We start from the raw sequence: 17,787 nt of genomic DNA on the forward strand, positions 1-17,787 counted from the left end.
CGATGTTGACGTCCTTGAAGGTCACGACGCGTACGTATTTCACGAATCGCGCCGGGCGGTACATGTCCCACACCCAGGCGTCGGACATCCGCAGCTCGAAGTAGATCTCCCCGTCTGAATTGTGGGGCAGCAACTCGACCGTGTTGGCCAGGTAGAAACGTCGTTCGGTCTCCACGACGTAGGAGAACTGTCCGACGATGTCCCGGTATTCACGGTAGAGCGACAGCTCCATCTCGGTTTCGTACTTCTCGAGATCCTCGGCACTCATCGGTTTAGCCAGTCCTCCCAGTTCGTCTGAACGTCCATCATCCCGTACGGCCCGCGCGTTGTTCCAACCGGACTCCCGCAGCCACCACGTTGGCATAGGTCATGCGGTGCTCGGGGCACGGCCCCAGCGCGTCGAGTGCGTCCATGTGCAGTGGCGTGCTGTATCCCTTGTGAATCGCGAAGCCGTATCCCGGATGAGTGTCGTCCATCTCGGTCATCACACGATCTCGGGTCACCTTCGCGAGAACGCTTGCCGCAGCGATACATGCAGCGGCGCCGTCACCGCCGATGACCGGTAGCGACGGAGCCGTCAGACCCGGAACCCGGAATCCGTCGGTGAGAACGTAGCCCGGTTCGAGGTCGAGGCCCGCAACTGCTCGCCGCATCCCCTCGATGTTGGCGACGTGGATGCCGATCTGATCGACTTCCGCAGCGGGAACAGAGATGACACTCCACGCCAAAGCCAAGCGCTTGATCGCCGGGAAAAGCTCCTCGCGCGCACGTTCGGTCAGCTTCTTCGAATCGTCGAGCCGCGCGAGGGCTGCTTGCGGTTTCGGCGCCAGGACACACGCTGCAATGACAAGTGGACCAGCGCACGCTCCGCGCCCGGCTTCGTCGACGCCGGCCACCGGACCGAGTCCGGTTCGCGCCAACGCAGACTCCATCGTCCGCAGACCTGCCGATCTGCGAATGACAACGCGAGGGGGCCAACTACTCACTGTCTCTGCCTACTCGGAACTACGCGAATCCATGTGTGCGGTCCGACAACTCAGTTGCCCTGAATATCAGGCGCATCGATGCCGCCCATTCGCGACGGGGGAAGGACGATGAATCGCGCTTGACCGATGATGTTGTCGATCGGGACGGTTCCCTGGAACTCGTCGTCGACGTGGTAGCGCGAGTCGGCGGAATTGCTGCGGTTGTCACCCATGACCCACACGTGGCCCTCGGGAACGGTGATCGGCCCGAAGCAGCGGCCCGACTTCAGTTCGGTGTCACACGTCTGTGTTCCCGGGGTGAACGGGAAATCCATCTTGATGTACGGCTCGTCGAGCGGCTTGCCATCGACCAGGACTCGGCCCTGATCGTCACAGCATTCGACGGTCTGGCCGCCGGTAGCGATCACTCGCTTGACCAAGTCGTTCTCGTCCGGCGGAACGAGGCCGACCCACGAACCGACCTCTTGAATGCCGCGGACGACAACGTTGTCGGACCGATTGGACACATATTTCGTGTTCCACGAATCGGGTCCCTTGAAGACGACGACGTCGCCGGGTTCCGGATCGCCGAAGCGGTATCCGATCTTCTCCACCACGATGCGGTCACCGGTACATCCCGCACAGCCGTGCAGTGTCGGTTCCATCGACTCGGATGGGATGAGAAAAACTCTGAAGACAAATGCCTGAAGGACGATGCTGAGTACCAGCGCTACGCCGATCAGAACAGGGAGTTCTCGCAGAAACGATCGCTGTTTCTTCTGCGGCCGATGTGAGGTCGGTTCCGCGGAACCGCTTGATCCCTCGTGATTCTCGGGTCCGGACGACAATGCCTGCTCCTTCGAAGAATCTGCCACAGAAACCAGATTAGCCCGACACCGCGCGTACGCGGTGCCGGGCTCATCGGAAAGATCAGCGCTTTTCCTTGATCTTCGCCTTCTTGCCACGAAGCTCACGGAGGTAGTACAGCTTGGCGCGACGGACGTCACCGCGGGTCAGAACCTCGATGGAGGCCAGCGTGGGGCTGTGAACCGGGAAGGTGCGCTCGACGCCGACGCCGAAGGAGACCTTACGGACGGTGAAGGTCTCGCGAACGCCGCCGCCCTGGCGACGAATAACGACGCCCTTGAAGACCTGCACGCGCTCCTTGGAGCCTTCGATAACCTTGACGTTCACGTTGAGCGTGTCGCCGGGACGGAACTCGGGGATGTCGTCGCGGAGCGACTTTTTGTCCAGGAAGTCCAGGGTGTTCATATGTCATCCTTGTATTTCGCAGGAGCAGAGGAACCGAGCGGCACGCGTTTCGGTCTCCCGAAACGGCGCTCGTCTGGTTCGTGCCCAGATCAAGTGCTGCTGCCTGGTCCAGGCAACCCGTCCATTGTGCCAGACGCGGATACCAGCGGGGAAATCGGTGGCGGCGGCGCTGCGTGGACGGTGTGGTCCAGTTCCTGCTCGGCCGCGGTCATCGCATGTTCGACGCTCGGCGATCCGGCTATCAGATCCTGAACGTAGATCTTGGCCCGGATGACGGGCCGACGCCATTTCCGTTCACGTTCGAGCGCGCGGTTCATCCGTTTCGGCTTGCGCGTGTACCGCCAGCGAGCCCACGGTGCACCCGGCCGGCTCAGGCGAACCGCTCCGATTACCAGCAACGGGAAAACGAACAGACCGACGAGCCCCGTCCAGATCTTCCCCTTGAGAATCACGATGGCGGCCAAGGCGAAGTTGATCAACGCGACGAAAACGAAGACCAATTTGATCCACGGATCGCGTTCTTCACGGAATCCGGCGACGTCGAGAAGTTCGAGCGGGCGGAAACCCAGCAGCACCAGACCGGTCACGGCGATCGCGACGAAGACCGCATCCACCGAGGTCCGACCTTGTTCGGACCAGTACACATCCTTCAGATAGAAGATCAGTGCGAACTCGTCGAGCACCAACGCCGCACCCATACCGAAGATCGCCGCCAGGACGGCACCGGTGGTCTGCGAACCATCGACGTAGACCGCGATCAACGCACCACCGGAGATCATCATGGCGATCACACCGAACACGACGTGATGCACATGCTGGCCTCCGGGCGCGATGTTGCCCGGCCACCATTTCACTTGCGCGCGAATCATCCGGACGCTGAGGCGGATGAAAAGGAAGGCGGACAGGAACCCGAGCAGGAAGAACAGCAACGGCAATCGGCCATGGGCGATGATCTCGCGCTCGAGCCACTCCCGCATCACTGTCCTCCCTTCACCGAATTCATGATCCGACCCTGATCGGATTCATACCCCCAACCGACTCGATTGTGACGATACGGACTTCGAAAACCCGGCGGACGGATTTACTTGCCGAAGCCCGCCTTGCGCAGAGCGTCGGCCATCGACCCGGCAGCAGGCGCGCGGTTGTCCGGTCGCTGCTCGCGTCCGCCCTGGCGTCCGCCATTTCCTCGTTGCTGACCCTGCCCCTGACGCTGGCCCTGCGGCTGGCCCTGCCGCTGAGGTTGCCCACCTCGCTGGCCTTCGGACTTGCGGGGCGCTCCCACCTCGTCGTCGAGACGAAGCGTCAGCCCGATGCGTTGGCGTGCCTCGTCCACTTCGAGGACCTTCACCTTGACGACGTCACCTGACTTGACGACCTCGCGTGGGTCCTTGACGAAGTTGTGTGACATCGCCGAGACGTGAACCAGACCGTCCTGATGAACTCCGATGTCGACGAAGGCACCGAAGGCTGCGACGTTGGTGACCACGCCTTCGAGGGTCATGCCTGGCTTGAGATGCGCGACCTTCTCGATACCTGCGGCAAAGGTTGCGGTCTTGAATTCGGGTCGTGGATCTCGTCCCGGCTTCTCCAACTCGGAGATGATGTCGGTGACGGTCGGTAGACCGAATCGCTCGTCGACGTAGTCGGACGCCTTGACCGATCGAAGTGCCTGCGAGTTTCCGATCACGGTGCGCACGTCCCCGCCTGCACTCGCAACGATCTTGCGAACCACCGGATATGCCTCCGGGTGGACGCTCGACGCGTCGAGAGGGTCGTCGCCGTCGGTGATCCGCAGGAAGCCTGCGCACTGCTCGAATGCCTTGGGTCCCAGGCGGGAGACATCCTTGAGACCCTTGCGGGATTTGAACGGACCGTTCTGGTCCCGATGCGCGACGATGCTCTCTGCAAGGGATCCTGCAATTCCGGACACCCGAGCAAGCAGCGGCACGGACGCGGTGTTGACGTCGACGCCGACCGAGTTGACGGCATCCTCGACGACGGCGTCGAGGGAACGCGAGAGCAGCGATTCGGTGATGTCGTGCTGGTACTGACCGACGCCGATGGACTTGGGATCGATCTTGACCAACTCCGCCAACGGATCCTGCAGGCGACGCGCAATGGACACCGCACCGCGAATCGAGACGTCGAGGTCGGGAAGTTCCTGCGACGCGTAGGCCGAAGCCGAGTACACCGATGCGCCTGCCTCGGAGACGACGATCTTGGTCAGGTTGGGCGCGCCGGTCTTCTTGATCAGTTCGGTAGCGAGCGTGTCGGTCTCGCGTGAGGCCGTGCCGTTGCCGATGGCGATCAGTTCGACGCCGTGTTCGGCGACCAGTCGGGCAAGCGTCGCGAGAGCCGCGTCCCACTTGTTCTGCGGCTGGTGCGGGTAAATCGTCTCGTAGGCAACAACTTTGCCGGTTCCATCGACGACGGCAACCTTCGTTCCGGTGCGGAATCCGGGGTCGAGTCCCATGGTGGGTCGGGCGCCGGCGGGAGCTGCGAGGAGTAGATCCTTGAGGTTGGTGGCGAAGACGTCGACGGCGTCCTTTTCGGCCGACTGCCGCAGACGCATCCGAGTGTCGATACCGAGCGTGACGGCGAACTTCGTCTTCCACGCCCACTTGACGGTGTCGAGAAGCCACCCGTCGGCGGCCCGACCGCGGTCGGCGATCTCGAACCGCGACGCGATGCGGCCTTCGTAGACCGTGCGCTCCCCCGGCGCGAGTTCTTCGGTGTCTGCCGCCATGTTGAGCGACAGCACTTCTTCCTTCTCGCCGCGCAGGACGGCGAGGATGCGGTGCGAGGGCAATTTGGAGAACGGTTCCGAGAACTCGAAGTAGTCAGCAAACTTCGAGCCATCGGTTTCCTTGCCCTTGCGGACCGAGGAGACGACCTGGCCGCGATTCCACATCAGCTCACGCAATTCACCGACCAGATCGGCGTCCTCGGCGAAGCGCTCGACGAGGATCGACCGGGCACCGTCGAGCTGCTCGTCCGAATACTTCGCGGGATCGGTGGTGGGATCTCCGATGAGAGCATCGGCGACGGGCTCGTGGCCGGCCTCGCGGGCGATCTGCGCCTTGGTGCGCCGCTTCGGCTTGAAGGGGAGGTAGATGTCCTCCAGCCGCGCTTTCGTCTCGGCCAGCATGATCTGACCGCGCAGTTGATCGTCGAGTTTGCCCTGAGAGTCGATCTCCGTGAGCACGGCGTCACGACGGTCGTCGAGCTCGCGGAGATACCGCAGCCGCTCGTCCAGGAGTCGCAGCTGGGCGTCGTCGAGCGTGCCGGTGACTTCCTTGCGGTACCGGGCGATGAAGGGCACCGTGGCTCCGCCGTCGAGAAGGTCGACTGCTGCTGCAACCTGGCCTTCGCGGACGTCGAGTTCCTCGGCAATGCGCTGGTTCACGGTCTTGAGAATCACGAGATCCGACCCTACCGCTATCCTGAGACAAGAAGATCGGCAACAGTGCCGTGTCAGGGCTACCGGGGGAAACAAATGAGTACGCGGTACGTCCGGATTGCCGCAATGGTGGCCGCAGTTACTTTTGCGGCTTCGTGCAGCGGTGGACAGAACCCGGATGATCCGATGCAGACCCCCGCCTTTCCCGACACCAATGTTCCGGTAGCCGAGACCCTCGACGGCCGTCTGGGACAGGCTCAGGTAGCTGCGCTCGGGCGTGGTGCGGACGTCTCCATCGCCATCCTCGACCGCTCCTCGGACAAGTACCTCGACGTCGCCGGTGACCAGCAGATCGAAACAGCCTCGGTGGCAAAACTTTTCATCGCCGAGGATCTACTTCATCAGGATGCGCGCGGTGAGCGACCCATCACGGACGACGATCGCACCCTCATGGCGGCGATGCTCGAATCCTCCGACGACACCGCAGCCAACCTCCTGTGGGACGAGGTCGGCGGCCAAGAGGTGATCACCCGCGTCGCCGAGCGTTATGCACTGACCGCGACGACGCCGCCCTGGGACGGAATGTGGTGGAACACCGAGACCACGACACGTGACCTGGTCACCTTCTACAGCGGTGTCCTCGACGACTCCGATCAACTCGGACCTGAACGGGTCGAGCAGTTCGTCGAGTACCTGCGGCAATCCACTCCCGAAGGAACCGACGGTTACGACCAGAGATTCGGCCTGCCCGAGGCCTTGTTCGGCGAGCCCGTCATAGGAGTCAAACAGGGCTGGATGTGCTGTGTCGAGGACAAGTGGATCCATCTGTCCACCGGCATCGTCGGTGACGACAACCGATACATCATCGCGATCGGTTCGCGAGAAGACGTCCAGTACACGGATGAGGACAGCTTCTATCCCGACACCTCGTTCACCGATGCCGTCGACGACGAAAGTGCATTGCACGCTCGCGACACGGTCACCGGCGTCACGCAGATTCTCTTCCCGAGCGGAAGCATCGACGACTGGGCAGCGGCATCCACGACCGCGGATTCGGCGATGCCCGAAGCTTCCGGGCCCTGAGTCGATCCAACGCGGTCGTGTTCGTCCTCAAGCCTGCTTGTACTCGAGCACCGAACCGATGACACGGTCCTGTTGTTCGAACGTGAGCATGGGCCACAGCGGCAGTCGAAGGATCGACGCGGAGAACTCGGCACTACGCACGCACGGCTGCGGTGTTCGTCCGTAGCGCACACCGGCCGCACTCGTATCGAGCGGAACGTAGTGGAACGGCGCCACGATTCCGTCACCGGCAAGGTGCCGAATCAAGCCGTCACGGCTCTCTTCGGTCGGCATCTTGAGATAGAACAGGTGCGCAGTGTGCTCGCGATCATCGGGCACCGCCATGGGCACGACACCGTTCGCGGCCGCCCACTCGCCCAGACTCACGCTGTAGGCATCCCAGACGCGATGCCTGGCCGCCTGAATCGCGTCGAACTCGGAGAGTTGTGCGTCGAGGACGGCGGCATTGAGTTCACTGGGCAGATAACTCGACCCGATGTCCTGCCACGAATACTTGTCGACCTGCCCGCGCAGGAAACGCGCACGGTCGGTCCCCTTCTCACGGATGATTTCGGCGCGAGTCATCAACTGATCGTCGGAGAGCAACAGCGCGCCGCCCTCACCGCAGTGAACGTTCTTGGTGTCGTGAAAACTCTGCGTTCCGATTGTTCCGATGGTGCCGAGCGAGCGCCCGCGCCACTTTCCGCCGAGTCCGTGAGCGTTGTCTTCGATCAACGCAACGCCGTGGAGTTCCGCGAGGTCGAGGAGAGGTTCCATGTCCGCGGCGACTCCGCCGTAATGCATGACCAGTACAGCTTTGGTGCGTTCGGTGATCGCCGCCGCGACGCACGCCGGGTCGATGTTGCCGGTACTCGGATCGATGTCGACGAAAACAACAGTGGCCCCGCGCAACGCGACGGCGGTTGCCGCCGAACTGAACGCGAAGCTCGGAACTATTACCTCGTCGCCCGGGCCCAATTCGAGCAGCAGCGCACCCAATTCGAGTGCATGCGTGCACGAGGTGGTCAGCAGAGCATGCGTGGATCCGGTGATCGCCTTGAGCGCTGCAGTCGCGGACTTGGTGAAACGTCCGTCACCGTGAATGTGGTCGGACTCCAGAACCGTTGCCAGATTCGACAATTCGTTCGATGCCCGATAGGGGCGGGAGAAGATGATGCGATCAGTGCTCACGACTACGCCGATCGATCGAGGTTCCGGGCCGCGGGGAGTCGACAGTCAGATACAGCGGCTTTCCGACAAGGACGTGCAGTGCCACACCGAGATATTCGGCAATGAGTCCGAGCGAGAACAGGATCGCACCCGAACAGACCAACAGCGCCATGATGATCGACGCCCATCCTTCGGGATCGTTGTTGTCGCCGGTCATGGCCCCGATGAAGATCACCGCGGCCATGATCACACCGGCCGACGCCAGGGTGACTCCGAGCAGGCTGACCAGCCGCAGACCGCGTGTTCCGCTACACAACACCATCTTCCAGAACAACGAGAACAAACGGCGGTAGTTGTACCCGGATTCTTCGCGGCCTTCGGCTCGAAGTGTCACCGGCGCCGTGGCCGTGTTACCGACAACCCACGTCAGCGCAACGTCCAGATACACGCCGTTGGCCGCGACGCCGGCCAACTGACGGCCGATGTCACCGCGGATCAGGCGATAACTTTCGAATCTCGTCGAATCAGGGAACGCGAATACCGTCGCCAAGACGATCTTTGCGCCGCGCGAGGTCAGGTTCCGCAAGAATCCGTGCGGGCGTGTGTTCGTGGGTTTGGAATACACGAGATCGGATCGCTCCGTCAGCGCGGTGTCGAGGAAAGCCCCGATGTGCACCGGGTCGTGCTGGCCGTCCTCGTCCATCGTCACGATCCACTGTCCAGTTGCAGCGGCCATGCCGGCGATGGTCGCCGCGTCCTGGCCGTAGTTGCGGCTGAGCCACACGACACGCACCTGCTCGAAACGGCGCTCCAATTCGAGTAACACGACGTCGGAGCGGTCCGGGCCGTTGTCGTGAACCAGCACGATCTCGTCGACGGAGAACTGCGCACCACCGGGCGTCGCACTCGGTGTGCCCAGGCCGTCCAACTCCTCGACGAGCGCCGTGATCGTCTTTTCGCCCTGATAAACGGGCACTACGACGGAAATCGAGTGCACTCGCTTCCACTCCCTTCAGGGGGCTCGACTGGCGCCGAGAGACAGGCACGATCGGGCCCACACCGTCGCGAACTTTAACACGCAGAGATGTCTTGACTTCGGATGCCGGCGGCGCGTGACGCGCTCGCGTCTCCGTACGCCCCACCTGCCCTGTTAAGGTCTGGAACTCGTGGTGGAAACTCGCACTCTCGCCCGGGCAGACGTGTACAAGTGGGGCGCCGTCACGGCGATCGGTGTCATCGCCGGTTATCTGGCCGTGGTGCTCGCGAATGCTCGTCACTTCTACACCGACGACACCGAGTCCCAATACGCGCCGCTGTGGGTCATGCTCGGCCGCAGTCTGCGAGAAGGACACCTCCCGGTGCTCGTCCCCGAGAACTGGATGGCGGGCAACTACGCGATCGAGGAAGCAGGCCTTCTCAATCCACCGCAACTCCTGATCGACCTGATCGCACCGTCCTTCGACAACCTGGCGTTGTACGCGACGATCGTGAAGTTGATCTTCGCGATCATCCTTGCACTCGGCGTCTATCGGATCTGCCTCGAGTACGGCTCGAAGCCCACGTGGGCTGCCGTCGCCGGCGTCTCGATTCCGTTCACCGGTTTCCTGCTGTTCTTCGACTCGGCCAGTTGGATGACTGCCTTCACCGGTACTGCCTGGATGGTTCAGGCGTGGGCGTCGGCAATCCGCTACGCCCGAGGTAAGAGCGGTCCGATCCCGACCTTCGTGTTCTTGTATCTCGCGATGTCGGTCCAATATGTTTTCCCCGCAGTCGAATCCGGCTTGATGATCGGCGCGGTCGCAATCGGCGAAGTTGTCTATCAGCGGCGTTGGCTGCCGTCACTGCGGCTTCTGGCGGTGTCCGCGTGTGCCGCTCTGGCCGGTCTCGCGACGTATCTGCCGAGCCTGCTCACCGCGGACGTCACCTGGCGCGGTGCATCCGAAGTCAAGAACGATGCATTCCTCGCCGTCCCGTGGTCGGAATCGCTGAACGCGAGCCTGCCGAGCACGATGCCCGCGTTCACCTCGTGGTGGGGATACATCCAGACCATGCCCATGGTCTACATCGCCTGGTTCCTCATACCCGCCCTGGCATTCATCGACTGGGGCAAGGCACGCGCCGCGGCACGCGAATTGACCGCCGTCGGGATCTTCACGGTCGCCGTCCTCATGTGGACTGCCGGGCCGAGCACGATCGGCCCACTGCGGTGGCCCGCGCGCGTACTTCCGATGGTGGCCATCGGACTCCTGCTTCTGGTGTGCATCCTGCTCGGGCGTTACGCCACGACCGAAAAGTTGCGCGGGCGCTGCGTTGCAGCGGGAATCCTCGTGGGCCTGCTTCTGATTCGGTCAGCCTCGGCAGCTCCCGGGCTCGCGAAATGGCATGTGATCTCAGCCCTGCTCGTTGCCGCACTCGGCGCCGCGATGGTCTGGCTCGGCCGTACCAAAGGCACTGCTTTCGCATGCCTCGTAGCGATCGTCGCGGTCTCCCCCATCGCCTACGCCCAGGTTCGGGCCGCGCAACCAACCCCGATGAGCTGGAACCTGCCCGAATCCCGCTCGGAGATGAAAGAGGCCTTCCCCGACTTCGAAGGCACGACACTGCAACTGGGCGACCGTGCACTCATCGCCCCCGGGGACAAAACCCTCGACGGAGCGTACGGTTCCCTGGCTTTCGGCAACTACCCCAAAGACCTCGAACTGACCTACACCAGCGGCTACACCCCCAACGGGCACTTCTACTTCGGTGATCTGCTCTGCATGCGCTGGGACATGAGCGTCTGCCCCGACGCCTTTCGGCGCGCATTCACCGTCGAACCCACCACCGGCCGCACCATCGTCGACCTGATGAACGTGGACCGCGTCGTACTTCAGAACGCTCTCTACCCCGATGCACGCAAGAACCCGGCTCCCGACGGATGGAAATGGGTCGACTACCCCGGACACGAGAACTACATCTCGGTACTCGAACGCGTCGACGGCCCCGTCTCGACACGCAACGGACGCATCGCCGACGCCCACGGCGTCGAGGCTACGTCGATCGCGGAATCGAACATGTCGAGCACCCTTCGTGTCAGTTCGGAGACCGGCGGCAAGGTTGTGTTCGCACGGCTCGGCTGGCCCGGATATCGGGCGAGCATCGACGGTCAGCCTGTCCCGATCGACGTCGTCGCGAAGTCCTTTGTCACCGTGGACGTTCCAGCCGGTACGAAAGACGCGGAACTTGTCCTGACGTGGCGTCCCCCGGGATGGAAGGTCGGCGGCGCTTCGATGGTCGCCGGAGTCCTCGGACTCGGCGTGCTCGAGTGGATGTATCTGCGGACCCGACGCAAGGACGGGATCAACACCGTGAAAACCGAGTCTTCATGACCGAAGACATCGCATCACCCGAGAACCCCGGCCCACTGCTTCGCGTGGTCAAGCATCAGCCCATCGCATTTGCCATTGTCGGAGTGGCTAATACGGCGATCGGATACGTGCTCTTCGTGGTCTGGTCACTGATCCTCGACAACAAGGATCTGTATCAAGTGGCTGTGATCGGCGCGTACTCCATCAGCGTGCTCATCGCTTTCGTTCTGCATCGGACTCTGGTTTTCCGCGTCCGCGGACATGTGGCACGCGACCTGGGAGCGTTCATCGTCGTCAATTCCGGTGGCCTGGTGCTGAATCTGATACTCGGAACAATCGCGGTGTCGATTCTGCATGCCCCGCCGCTTCCCGCCCAGGCGGTTGTCATGTTGATCGTTGCGGGTGTGAGCTTCTTCGGTCATCGATACTTCTCGTTCCGCCGCAAACCTGCCGAACGGCACTGACCTTCTACGATTCGCGGGGTAGCGCTCGATCCACCGCTGCCTCGACGATCGTCCGAATATCTTCCTCTCCGAACAGGTTCGGCAATGTGAGGCGATCCAGTGCGAGCCAGTTCAGCGACAAATAGAGCAGGCGAACGGTCATCGCATCACCCGGCACGCCCGACGCCAGATGATTGGCTACGTTCAGATCGAAGTCTTCTCGGATGCGGACGGTCAGCACCGCTCGCAGGTCCGGTCGACGCGTCGCCTCCAGTCGCAACTCCATGAGCGCGAGGAAACCCGTTCCGAACGAGGTGACGCGCTCGACCACGTCGAGCATGAGCGTCACCAGGCGCTCACGATCGGTGCCGTTGACGGGATCGATCATCCCTTCGAGGTCCTCCGGAATCAGTCGCTCGTAGATCCGGCCACCCGCTTGAGTGAGCAGGTCGTCGCGATTGGAGAAGTAGTTCGACGCTGTCCCGTTCGGCACTGCTGCCTGGGCGTCGACGGCTCGAAACGTCAAGCCTCGAGCACCCTCTCGGGCCAACACCTCGATTGCCGCGTCGATCAGGGCAAGCCGGCGTTCCGGGTTCTTTCGCACTTGACATCACTCCTGACACGGCCCTAGGTTAAACCACTACAAACATAGTACTACGAACGGAGCGCTATATGCGAAAGCTTGTGTACTACGTGGGAGCGTCCCTCGACGGATACATCGCGGGGCCTGGTGGCGAATTCGATTTCCTCCCGGTCTCCGAACAGATCACGGCCTGGATATGCGATCGATATCCTGAAACCGTGCCAACGCATGTGCGGCCCGCTCTCGGAATCGAGGACGCGCCCAACAGGACCTTCGACACGGTCGTCATGGGCCGCGGCTCCTACGAGCCCGGGCTGGCCGCCGGAGTGAAAAGCCCCTTCGCGCACCTGCGTCAGTTCGTCGTCTCCACAACCATCCCTGACGCCGAGGATCCCCCCGTCACCATCGTTCGCGCCGATCCGCTTGGGGTAGTCAGATCTCTCAAAGAGGAAGAAGGACAAGATATCTGGCTGTGTGGCGGCGGAACTCTCGCCGGCGAACTACTACCGGAGATCGACGAGTTGATCATCAAGAGGTATCCGGTAGTCGCCGGCGCAGGCATACCGATGATCAGAGGTAACTTCGAGCCGACACTGTTCACACCGACTGCAACCGAATCGCTCGACGACGGCGCAAGCATCACCTGGTTGAAGCGAAATACCTAAGGAAGAAGATCCGGTCGACGCTCGGCCGTGCGCTGCAGCGACTGCTCATGGCGCCACGCTTTGATCTTCGCGTGATCACCGGAGAGAAGCACCGGCGGAACTTCGAGGTCGCGCCACACAGCCGGGCGAGTGTAGCTAGGCCCTTCGAGAAGGCCGTCGGAGAATGAATCCTCTTGGTGTGACAGCTGATTGCCGAGAACGCCGGGCATCAGTCGCACGACAGCCTCGACCATCACCAGCACCGCTGCTTCGCCGCCGATCAGGACATAATCGCCGATGCTGACTTCTTCGACTCTGACCCGCTTGGCGGCGTCGTCGAAAACCCGTTGATCGATACCTTCGTATCGGCCGCAGGCGAAGACGAGGTGCTTGGCGTTGGACCAGCGGTGCGCGGTCTCCTGGGTGAACGGAACGCCGGCGGGAGTGGGCACCACCAGAATGGTCTCGGCATCATCGGGGCCGGAAGAATCGGAGCGCCCGATCACGTCGTCCAGTGCCGGGCCCCAGACGGTGGGTTTCATGACCATGCCGGGTCCGCCGCCGTACGGAGAATCGTCGACGGCTTTGTGTACGTCATGGGTCCACGACCGAAGATCGTGGACGTCGACCGAGATCAAGCCACGTTCGATTGCCTTGCCCAGCAAGGCAGCACGAAGCGGTTCGAGATACTCGGGAAAGATGGTGACGACGTCGAGACGCATAACAAACGATCAGTCGTTGTCTGAGTTCGAATTGTCGCTGTTCGACTTGTCGCCGAAGTCCGGGTCGAGCAGTCCCTCGGGAGGCTCGATCACCACGACACCGTCGGCGATCGACACCGAGGTGACGATGGCGGCGACAAACGGGATCAGCAATTCGCCGGATGCCTCACCGGTACGGCGAATCGAAAGCAATTCGCCTGCGGCGGAATGCAATACCTCGATGACCGAACCGACCTCGGCACCGTCCGTGAGGACGACCTTCAGTCCTTCGAGTTCGTGATCGTAGAACTCGTCCGGATCATCCGAAGGCTCGAGTTCGGAACTGTCGATGACAAACAGTGTGCCGCGCAACGCATCTGCGTCGCCACGGTCACTGACGCCTTCGAGGCGCAGCAGAAGCCGCCCGGAATGATCCCGGGCGGCTTCCACTGTGTACGACTTCAGTGTGGACTCGCGCGGCTTGCGCCCACGCAGCACGGAACCTACGGCAAAACGATCCTCGGGCTCGTCTGTACGAACCTCGACTACCAATTCACCTTTGATGCCATGCGACTTCGCGACACGACCGACTACGAGTTCCACCTGTTTACTGCCGTCTACTGATCGGTGTCGACGACATCAACACGGATACCGCGGCCACCGATGCCGGAGACCAAGGTCCGCAGAGCGGTCGCAGTGCGACCACCCCGACCGATGACCTTGCCGAGATCGTCTGGGTGCACGTGCACCTCGACGGTCCGTCCCCGACGTCCGGTGATCAGCTCGACGCGCACATCGTCGGGATTGGCGACGATGCCACGCACGAGATGCTCTACCGCATCAGCGACGACGGCACTCACTTGTCAGCAGCCTCGGCGTCTGCAGCGGGAGCCTCGGCGTCAGCCGCGGTGTCTTCTGCCTTGGCCTCGTCAGCCTTTGCAGCCTTCTTCTTCTTGGGGGTGATTGCTTCTGCAACCGGCTCGTTCTCGGCCTGCGCGAGCGCAGCCTGGAAGAGCTCGAGCTTGGTGGGCTTGGCTTCCTTGACGCGCAGGGTGCCTTCGGTGCCCGGCAGGCCCTTGAACTTCTGCCAGTCACCGGTGATCTTGAGGAGTGCCTCGACGGGCTCGGTGGGCTGTGCGCCCACGGACAGCCAGTACTGAGCGCGCTCGGAATCGATGTCGATCAGCGAGGGCTCTTCCTTGGGGTGGTACTTGCCGATGGTCTCGATCGCACGGCCGTCACGACGGGTGCGCGAGTCGGCGATGACAACGCGGTACTGAGCGTTGCGGATCTTGCCGAGGCGGGTGAGCTTGATTTTGACAGCCACAGCTGCAGTTCTCCTTCAGCGCGCACAACAGTGCTGCGCATGTCACGTGCAATTCAGCGACCCACACGATTTGTGAGCCCGGTTTTGCCTCTATCCTGTGACCGTCGCAGCGGTACGTAACCGGTTGCGACGAACAATGGTCCATTGTGCCAGATGGGTGGGCTCGTTCGGAAACCACCCTGTGCGCGCTTCGAGAGAGCGGGGACTCCCTAACCACTCACGGGGGTTCCGCGGAGGATCACACGCATCGGCTTCGCGAGCACATCGGGGTTTCCGCGCGGATCTTCGGAATAAACCACCAGGTCGGCGGGCGCTCCTTCTTCGATCCCCTGCGCACCCAACCAACTCCGCGCGTCCCAGCAGGCTGCGCCCAGCGCCTGATGCGCCGTCAAACCGGCAACTTCGAGTTCGGCGATCTCGTCGGCGATCCGCCCGTGCCTGATCGATCCGCCGGCATCCGTTCCGGCATAGATCGGAATCCCGGCCTCGTGAGCGGCACCGATCGTCCGATGTCGACGAGCGTGCAGATCCCGCATGTGCGCCGCGTAGATCGGATACCGCGTGGCAGAGTCCGCGATCTCGGGGAAAGTTGCGATGTTGATCAGCGTCGGAACCAAGGCCGTGCCGTGAGCGACCATCAACTCGATGGTCGCGTCCGTCAATCCGGTGCCGTGCTCGATGCAGTCGATGCCGGCGTTGATCAGGCCGGGCAGAGCATCCTCGGCAAAGACGTGAGCGGTGACCCTTGTGCCTTCGGCATGGGCGGCAGCGATGGCCTCGACCAGAATCTCGTCGCTCCACAACGGGGCGAGGTCACCGATGGAACGATCGATCCAGTCCCCGACGAGCTTGACCCAACCGTCACCGGCGCCTGCCTGACGCACCACCTCGGCCGGCAACTGAGATTCGTCGTCCAGGTCGACCGGCAGGCCCGGGATGTACCGCTTCGGTGCTGCGATGTGCTGACCTGCGCGAATGATCCGCGGCAGATCGAGGCGCTCGTCGATGAACCTGGTGTCGACCGGCGATCCGGCGTCGCGTAGCAACAGCACGCCCGCGTCACGTTCGGTCTTCGCCTGCCCCAGCAACCCGTCGACGGTTTCGCCGCCGCCACCGCCGTAGCGGATACCGACGTGACAGTGCGCATCCACGAGACCCGGTGTGATCCAACCCGATTCGACGATCGTCTCCGCACCGGACACCGGCTCGAAGGAAATCAGCCCGTCGACGATCCACAATTCGATCGGCTCGGCATCGGGCAGACCGATCCCCCGAAGATGAAGCGCAGCCACCGACTACTTCTTGGGCAGCTTGAGCTGAGAGAGATCGATGCCTTCCAGTCCGGGCGGCAACTGATCGAGACCCTTGGGCATGTTCGACAGGTCGGGCATACCGGCCGGCATTCCGCCGGGCATCCCCGGGAACCCGCCCATGCCGGGGAATCCTCCGCGCATCTTGGGCTGCGTCGGGCCCTTGCCGCCCTTCTTGCCCTTCTTGCCCTTCTTGCTGCGAACCTGCTTACGCGCGCCGGGCATACCCATACGGCCGGCCATGGCAGCCATCATCTTGCGGGCTTCGAAGAAACGATCCACCAACTGGTTGACGTCGGAAACCTTGACGCCCGAACCGTTCGCGATGCGCAGTCGGCGTGAGGCGTTGATGATCTTCGGATCGTCGCGCTCGGCCGGCGTCATACCGCGGATGATGGCCTGAATGCGATCGAGTTGCTTCTCGTCGACGTTGGCAAGCGCGTCCTTCATGCCGCCGGCACCCGGCAGCATACCGAGGAGGTTGCCGATCGGGCCCATCTTGCGGACGGCCATCATCTGATCGAGGAAGTCTTCGAGGGTGAGCTGACCGGAACCGATCTTCGCTGCGGTGGCTTCGGCCTGATCGGCGTCGAAAACCTGCTCGGCCTGCTCGATGAGGCTCAGGACGTCGCCCATGCCGAGGATCCGGCTGGCCATGCGATCGGGATGGAAGACGTCGAAGTCTTCGAGCTTCTCGCCGGTGGAGGCGAAGAGGATCGGCTGGCCGGTGACCTCGCGGACGCTCAGCGCGGCACCACCGCGGGCGTCGCCGTCGAGCTTGGTGAGGACGACACCGGTGATGCCGACTCCCTCACGGAAAGCGTCGGCCGTGCTGACCGCGTCCTGACCGATCATGGCGTCGAGGACGAAGATGGTCTCGTCCGGGTTGACGGCGTCACGGATACCGGCGGCCTGCGCCATCAGCTCCGAGTCGATACCGAGGCGACCGGCGGTGTCGACGATCACGACGTCGTAATGCTTGTTGCGTGCTTCTTCGACGCCGGCGCGGGCGACCTCGACGGGGTCGGCTGCGGAAACGCCCAGTGCGTTCTCGCCGCCGCCGATGGAGGTGCCGGGGTGCGGCGCGAAGACTGCGGCGCCTGCACGCTCACCGACGATCTGAAGCTGAGTGACGGCGCCGGGACGCTGAAGGTCACAGGCGACGAGGAGGGGCGTGTGCCCCTGATCCTTGAGCCACTTGGCCAACTTTCCGGCCAGCGTGGTCTTACCGGAACCCTGCAGACCGGCCAACATGATGACCGTCGGCGGCGTCTTGGCGAACTGCAGTCGACGGGTTTCACCGCCGAGAACCTCGACCAGTTCTTCGTTGACGATCTTGACGACCTGCTGAGCCGGGTTCAGTGCACCCGAGACCTCGGCGCCCTTGGCGCGTTCCTTGATCTTGGCGATGAAGCTGCGCACTACGGGAAGCGCGACGTCGGCCTCGAGCAGGGCAAGGCGGATCTCGCGGGCCGTAGCGTCGATGTCGGCGCCGGACAGACGACCCTTGCCACGCAGATCCTTGAGAGATCCGGTCAATCTGTCGGAAAGGGATTCGAACAC

19 protein-coding genes are annotated in these 17,787 nt (G+C 62.7%); 4 read left to right on the top strand and 15 right to left on the bottom strand.

The annotated features are described in order from the left end of the window. From ACYP01_RS24770 to ACYP01_RS24795, 6 genes are all read right to left on the bottom strand, one after another. Nucleotides 1-268 (bottom strand): DUF2469 domain-containing protein (locus ACYP01_RS24770; protein WP_459682931.1); only part of this gene is annotated, 268 nt, incomplete at its 3' end. A 37-nt stretch (nt 269-305) separates the two neighbouring features. Then, on the bottom strand, nt 306-986 hold the full coding sequence (locus ACYP01_RS24775; protein ID WP_076948478.1) for a ribonuclease HII: 681 nt from the start codon (nt 984-986) through the stop codon (nt 306-308). A 50-nt stretch (nt 987-1,036) separates the two neighbouring features. Next, complete coding sequence (gene lepB / locus ACYP01_RS24780; protein WP_003942787.1) at nt 1,037-1,840, bottom strand: signal peptidase I; 804 nt, start codon at nt 1,838-1,840, stop codon at nt 1,037-1,039. A 55-nt stretch (nt 1,841-1,895) separates the two neighbouring features. Further along, nucleotides 1,896-2,237: a 50S ribosomal protein L19 gene (gene rplS / locus ACYP01_RS24785; protein WP_003942791.1), complete on the bottom strand. Its 342-nt coding sequence runs from the start codon at nt 2,235-2,237 to the stop codon at nt 1,896-1,898. A gap of 89 nt (nt 2,238-2,326) precedes the next feature. Continuing rightward, nucleotides 2,327-3,214 (bottom strand): hypothetical protein, encoded by an 888-nt coding sequence (locus tag ACYP01_RS24790; protein ID WP_317555119.1) that lies wholly within the window; start codon nt 3,212-3,214, stop codon nt 2,327-2,329. A 104-nt stretch (nt 3,215-3,318) separates the two neighbouring features. Further along, nucleotides 3,319-5,658 (bottom strand): Tex family protein, encoded by a 2,340-nt coding sequence (locus ACYP01_RS24795; RefSeq protein WP_047271289.1) that lies wholly within the window; start codon nt 5,656-5,658, stop codon nt 3,319-3,321. A gap of 75 nt (nt 5,659-5,733) precedes the next feature. On the opposite strand from ACYP01_RS24795, the gene ACYP01_RS24800 reads away from it, so the two are divergent. Next, on the top strand, nt 5,734-6,720 hold the full coding sequence (locus ACYP01_RS24800; protein ID WP_007729299.1) for a serine hydrolase: 987 nt from the start codon (nt 5,734-5,736) through the stop codon (nt 6,718-6,720). A gap of 27 nt (nt 6,721-6,747) precedes the next feature. Here the strand turns inward: ACYP01_RS24800 and rffA are convergent, their stop codons facing one another. Beyond that, nucleotides 6,748-7,890, bottom strand: a complete 1,143-nt coding sequence (gene rffA / locus ACYP01_RS24805; RefSeq protein ID WP_003942806.1) for a dTDP-4-amino-4,6-dideoxygalactose transaminase — start codon at nt 7,888-7,890, stop codon at nt 6,748-6,750. Then, nucleotides 7,880-8,866: a glycosyltransferase gene (locus ACYP01_RS24810; protein ID WP_003942691.1), complete on the bottom strand. Its 987-nt coding sequence runs from the start codon at nt 8,864-8,866 to the stop codon at nt 7,880-7,882. The genes rffA and ACYP01_RS24810 overlap by 11 nt, the downstream gene beginning before the upstream one ends. A gap of 172 nt (nt 8,867-9,038) precedes the next feature. Between ACYP01_RS24810 and ACYP01_RS24815 the strand changes: the two genes are divergently transcribed. Next, complete coding sequence (locus tag ACYP01_RS24815; RefSeq protein ID WP_459682935.1) at nt 9,039-11,237, top strand: hypothetical protein; 2,199 nt, start codon at nt 9,039-9,041, stop codon at nt 11,235-11,237. Beyond that, nucleotides 11,234-11,680, top strand: coding sequence for a GtrA family protein (locus ACYP01_RS24820; protein WP_003942705.1), 447 nt, complete (start codon nt 11,234-11,236; stop codon nt 11,678-11,680). Before ACYP01_RS24815 ends, ACYP01_RS24820 begins: the two co-directional genes overlap by 4 nt. A 4-nt stretch (nt 11,681-11,684) precedes the next feature. Here ACYP01_RS24820 and ACYP01_RS24825 read toward each other — a convergent pair whose 3' ends face one another. Continuing rightward, nucleotides 11,685-12,263 carry a TetR/AcrR family transcriptional regulator gene (locus ACYP01_RS24825; RefSeq protein WP_003942695.1) on the bottom strand — a complete coding sequence of 193 codons (579 nt, stop codon included), beginning with the start codon at nt 12,261-12,263 and terminating at the stop codon, nt 11,685-11,687. 68 nt (nt 12,264-12,331) lie between these two features. Here ACYP01_RS24825 and ACYP01_RS24830 point away from each other — a divergent pair, with 68 nt between their 5' ends. Beyond that, entirely contained in the window at nt 12,332-12,907 is a 576-nt protein-coding gene (locus ACYP01_RS24830) for a dihydrofolate reductase family protein (RefSeq protein WP_070162251.1), read from the top strand. Here ACYP01_RS24830 and trmD read toward each other — a convergent pair. The 6 genes from trmD to ffh form a co-directional block, all read right to left on the bottom strand. Continuing rightward, on the bottom strand, nt 12,904-13,608 hold the full coding sequence (gene trmD, locus ACYP01_RS24835; RefSeq protein WP_003942745.1) for a tRNA (guanosine(37)-N1)-methyltransferase TrmD: 705 nt from the start codon (nt 13,606-13,608) through the stop codon (nt 12,904-12,906). The two genes, ACYP01_RS24830 and trmD, sit on opposite strands and share 4 nt — an antisense overlap. A gap of 9 nt (nt 13,609-13,617) precedes the next feature. Next, nucleotides 13,618-14,190 carry a ribosome maturation factor RimM gene (gene rimM / locus ACYP01_RS24840; protein WP_064688991.1) on the bottom strand — a complete coding sequence of 191 codons (573 nt, stop codon included), beginning with the start codon at nt 14,188-14,190 and terminating at the stop codon, nt 13,618-13,620. A gap of 14 nt (nt 14,191-14,204) precedes the next feature. Then, complete coding sequence (locus ACYP01_RS24845; RefSeq protein ID WP_003939023.1) at nt 14,205-14,447, bottom strand: RNA-binding protein; 243 nt, start codon at nt 14,445-14,447, stop codon at nt 14,205-14,207. Next, nucleotides 14,444-14,914: a 30S ribosomal protein S16 gene (rpsP, locus tag ACYP01_RS24850; RefSeq protein WP_003942818.1), complete on the bottom strand. Its 471-nt coding sequence runs from the start codon at nt 14,912-14,914 to the stop codon at nt 14,444-14,446. The genes ACYP01_RS24845 and rpsP overlap by 4 nt, the downstream gene beginning before the upstream one ends. Before the next feature lie 209 nt (nt 14,915-15,123). Then, complete coding sequence (locus ACYP01_RS24855; protein ID WP_459682940.1) at nt 15,124-16,206, bottom strand: amidohydrolase family protein; 1,083 nt, start codon at nt 16,204-16,206, stop codon at nt 15,124-15,126. A gap of 3 nt (nt 16,207-16,209) precedes the next feature. Continuing rightward, complete coding sequence (gene ffh, locus ACYP01_RS24860) at nt 16,210-17,787, bottom strand: signal recognition particle protein (protein WP_003942713.1); 1,578 nt, start codon at nt 17,785-17,787, stop codon at nt 16,210-16,212.

The sequence above is a fragment of the Rhodococcus sp. no. 34 genome (assembly GCF_054589475.1).

Bases quoted from the DNA above. Each gene is read 5' to 3' on its own strand.
- rplS (WP_003942791.1), bottom strand. From the start codon at position 2,237: ATGAACACCCTGGACTTCCTGGACAAAAAGTCGCTCCGCGACGACATC.
- ACYP01_RS24790 (WP_317555119.1), bottom strand. From the start codon at position 3,214: ATGCGGGAGTGGCTCGAGCGCGAGATCATCGCCCATGGCCGATTGCCG.
- ACYP01_RS24800 (WP_007729299.1), top strand. From the start codon at position 5,734: ATGAGTACGCGGTACGTCCGGATTGCCGCAATGGTGGCCGCAGTTACT.
- ACYP01_RS24820 (WP_003942705.1), top strand. From the start codon at position 11,234: ATGACCGAAGACATCGCATCACCCGAGAACCCCGGCCCACTGCTTCGC.
- ACYP01_RS24830 (WP_070162251.1), top strand. From the start codon at position 12,332: ATGCGAAAGCTTGTGTACTACGTGGGAGCGTCCCTCGACGGATACATC.
- trmD (WP_003942745.1), bottom strand. From the start codon at position 13,608: ATGCGTCTCGACGTCGTCACCATCTTTCCCGAGTATCTCGAACCGCTT.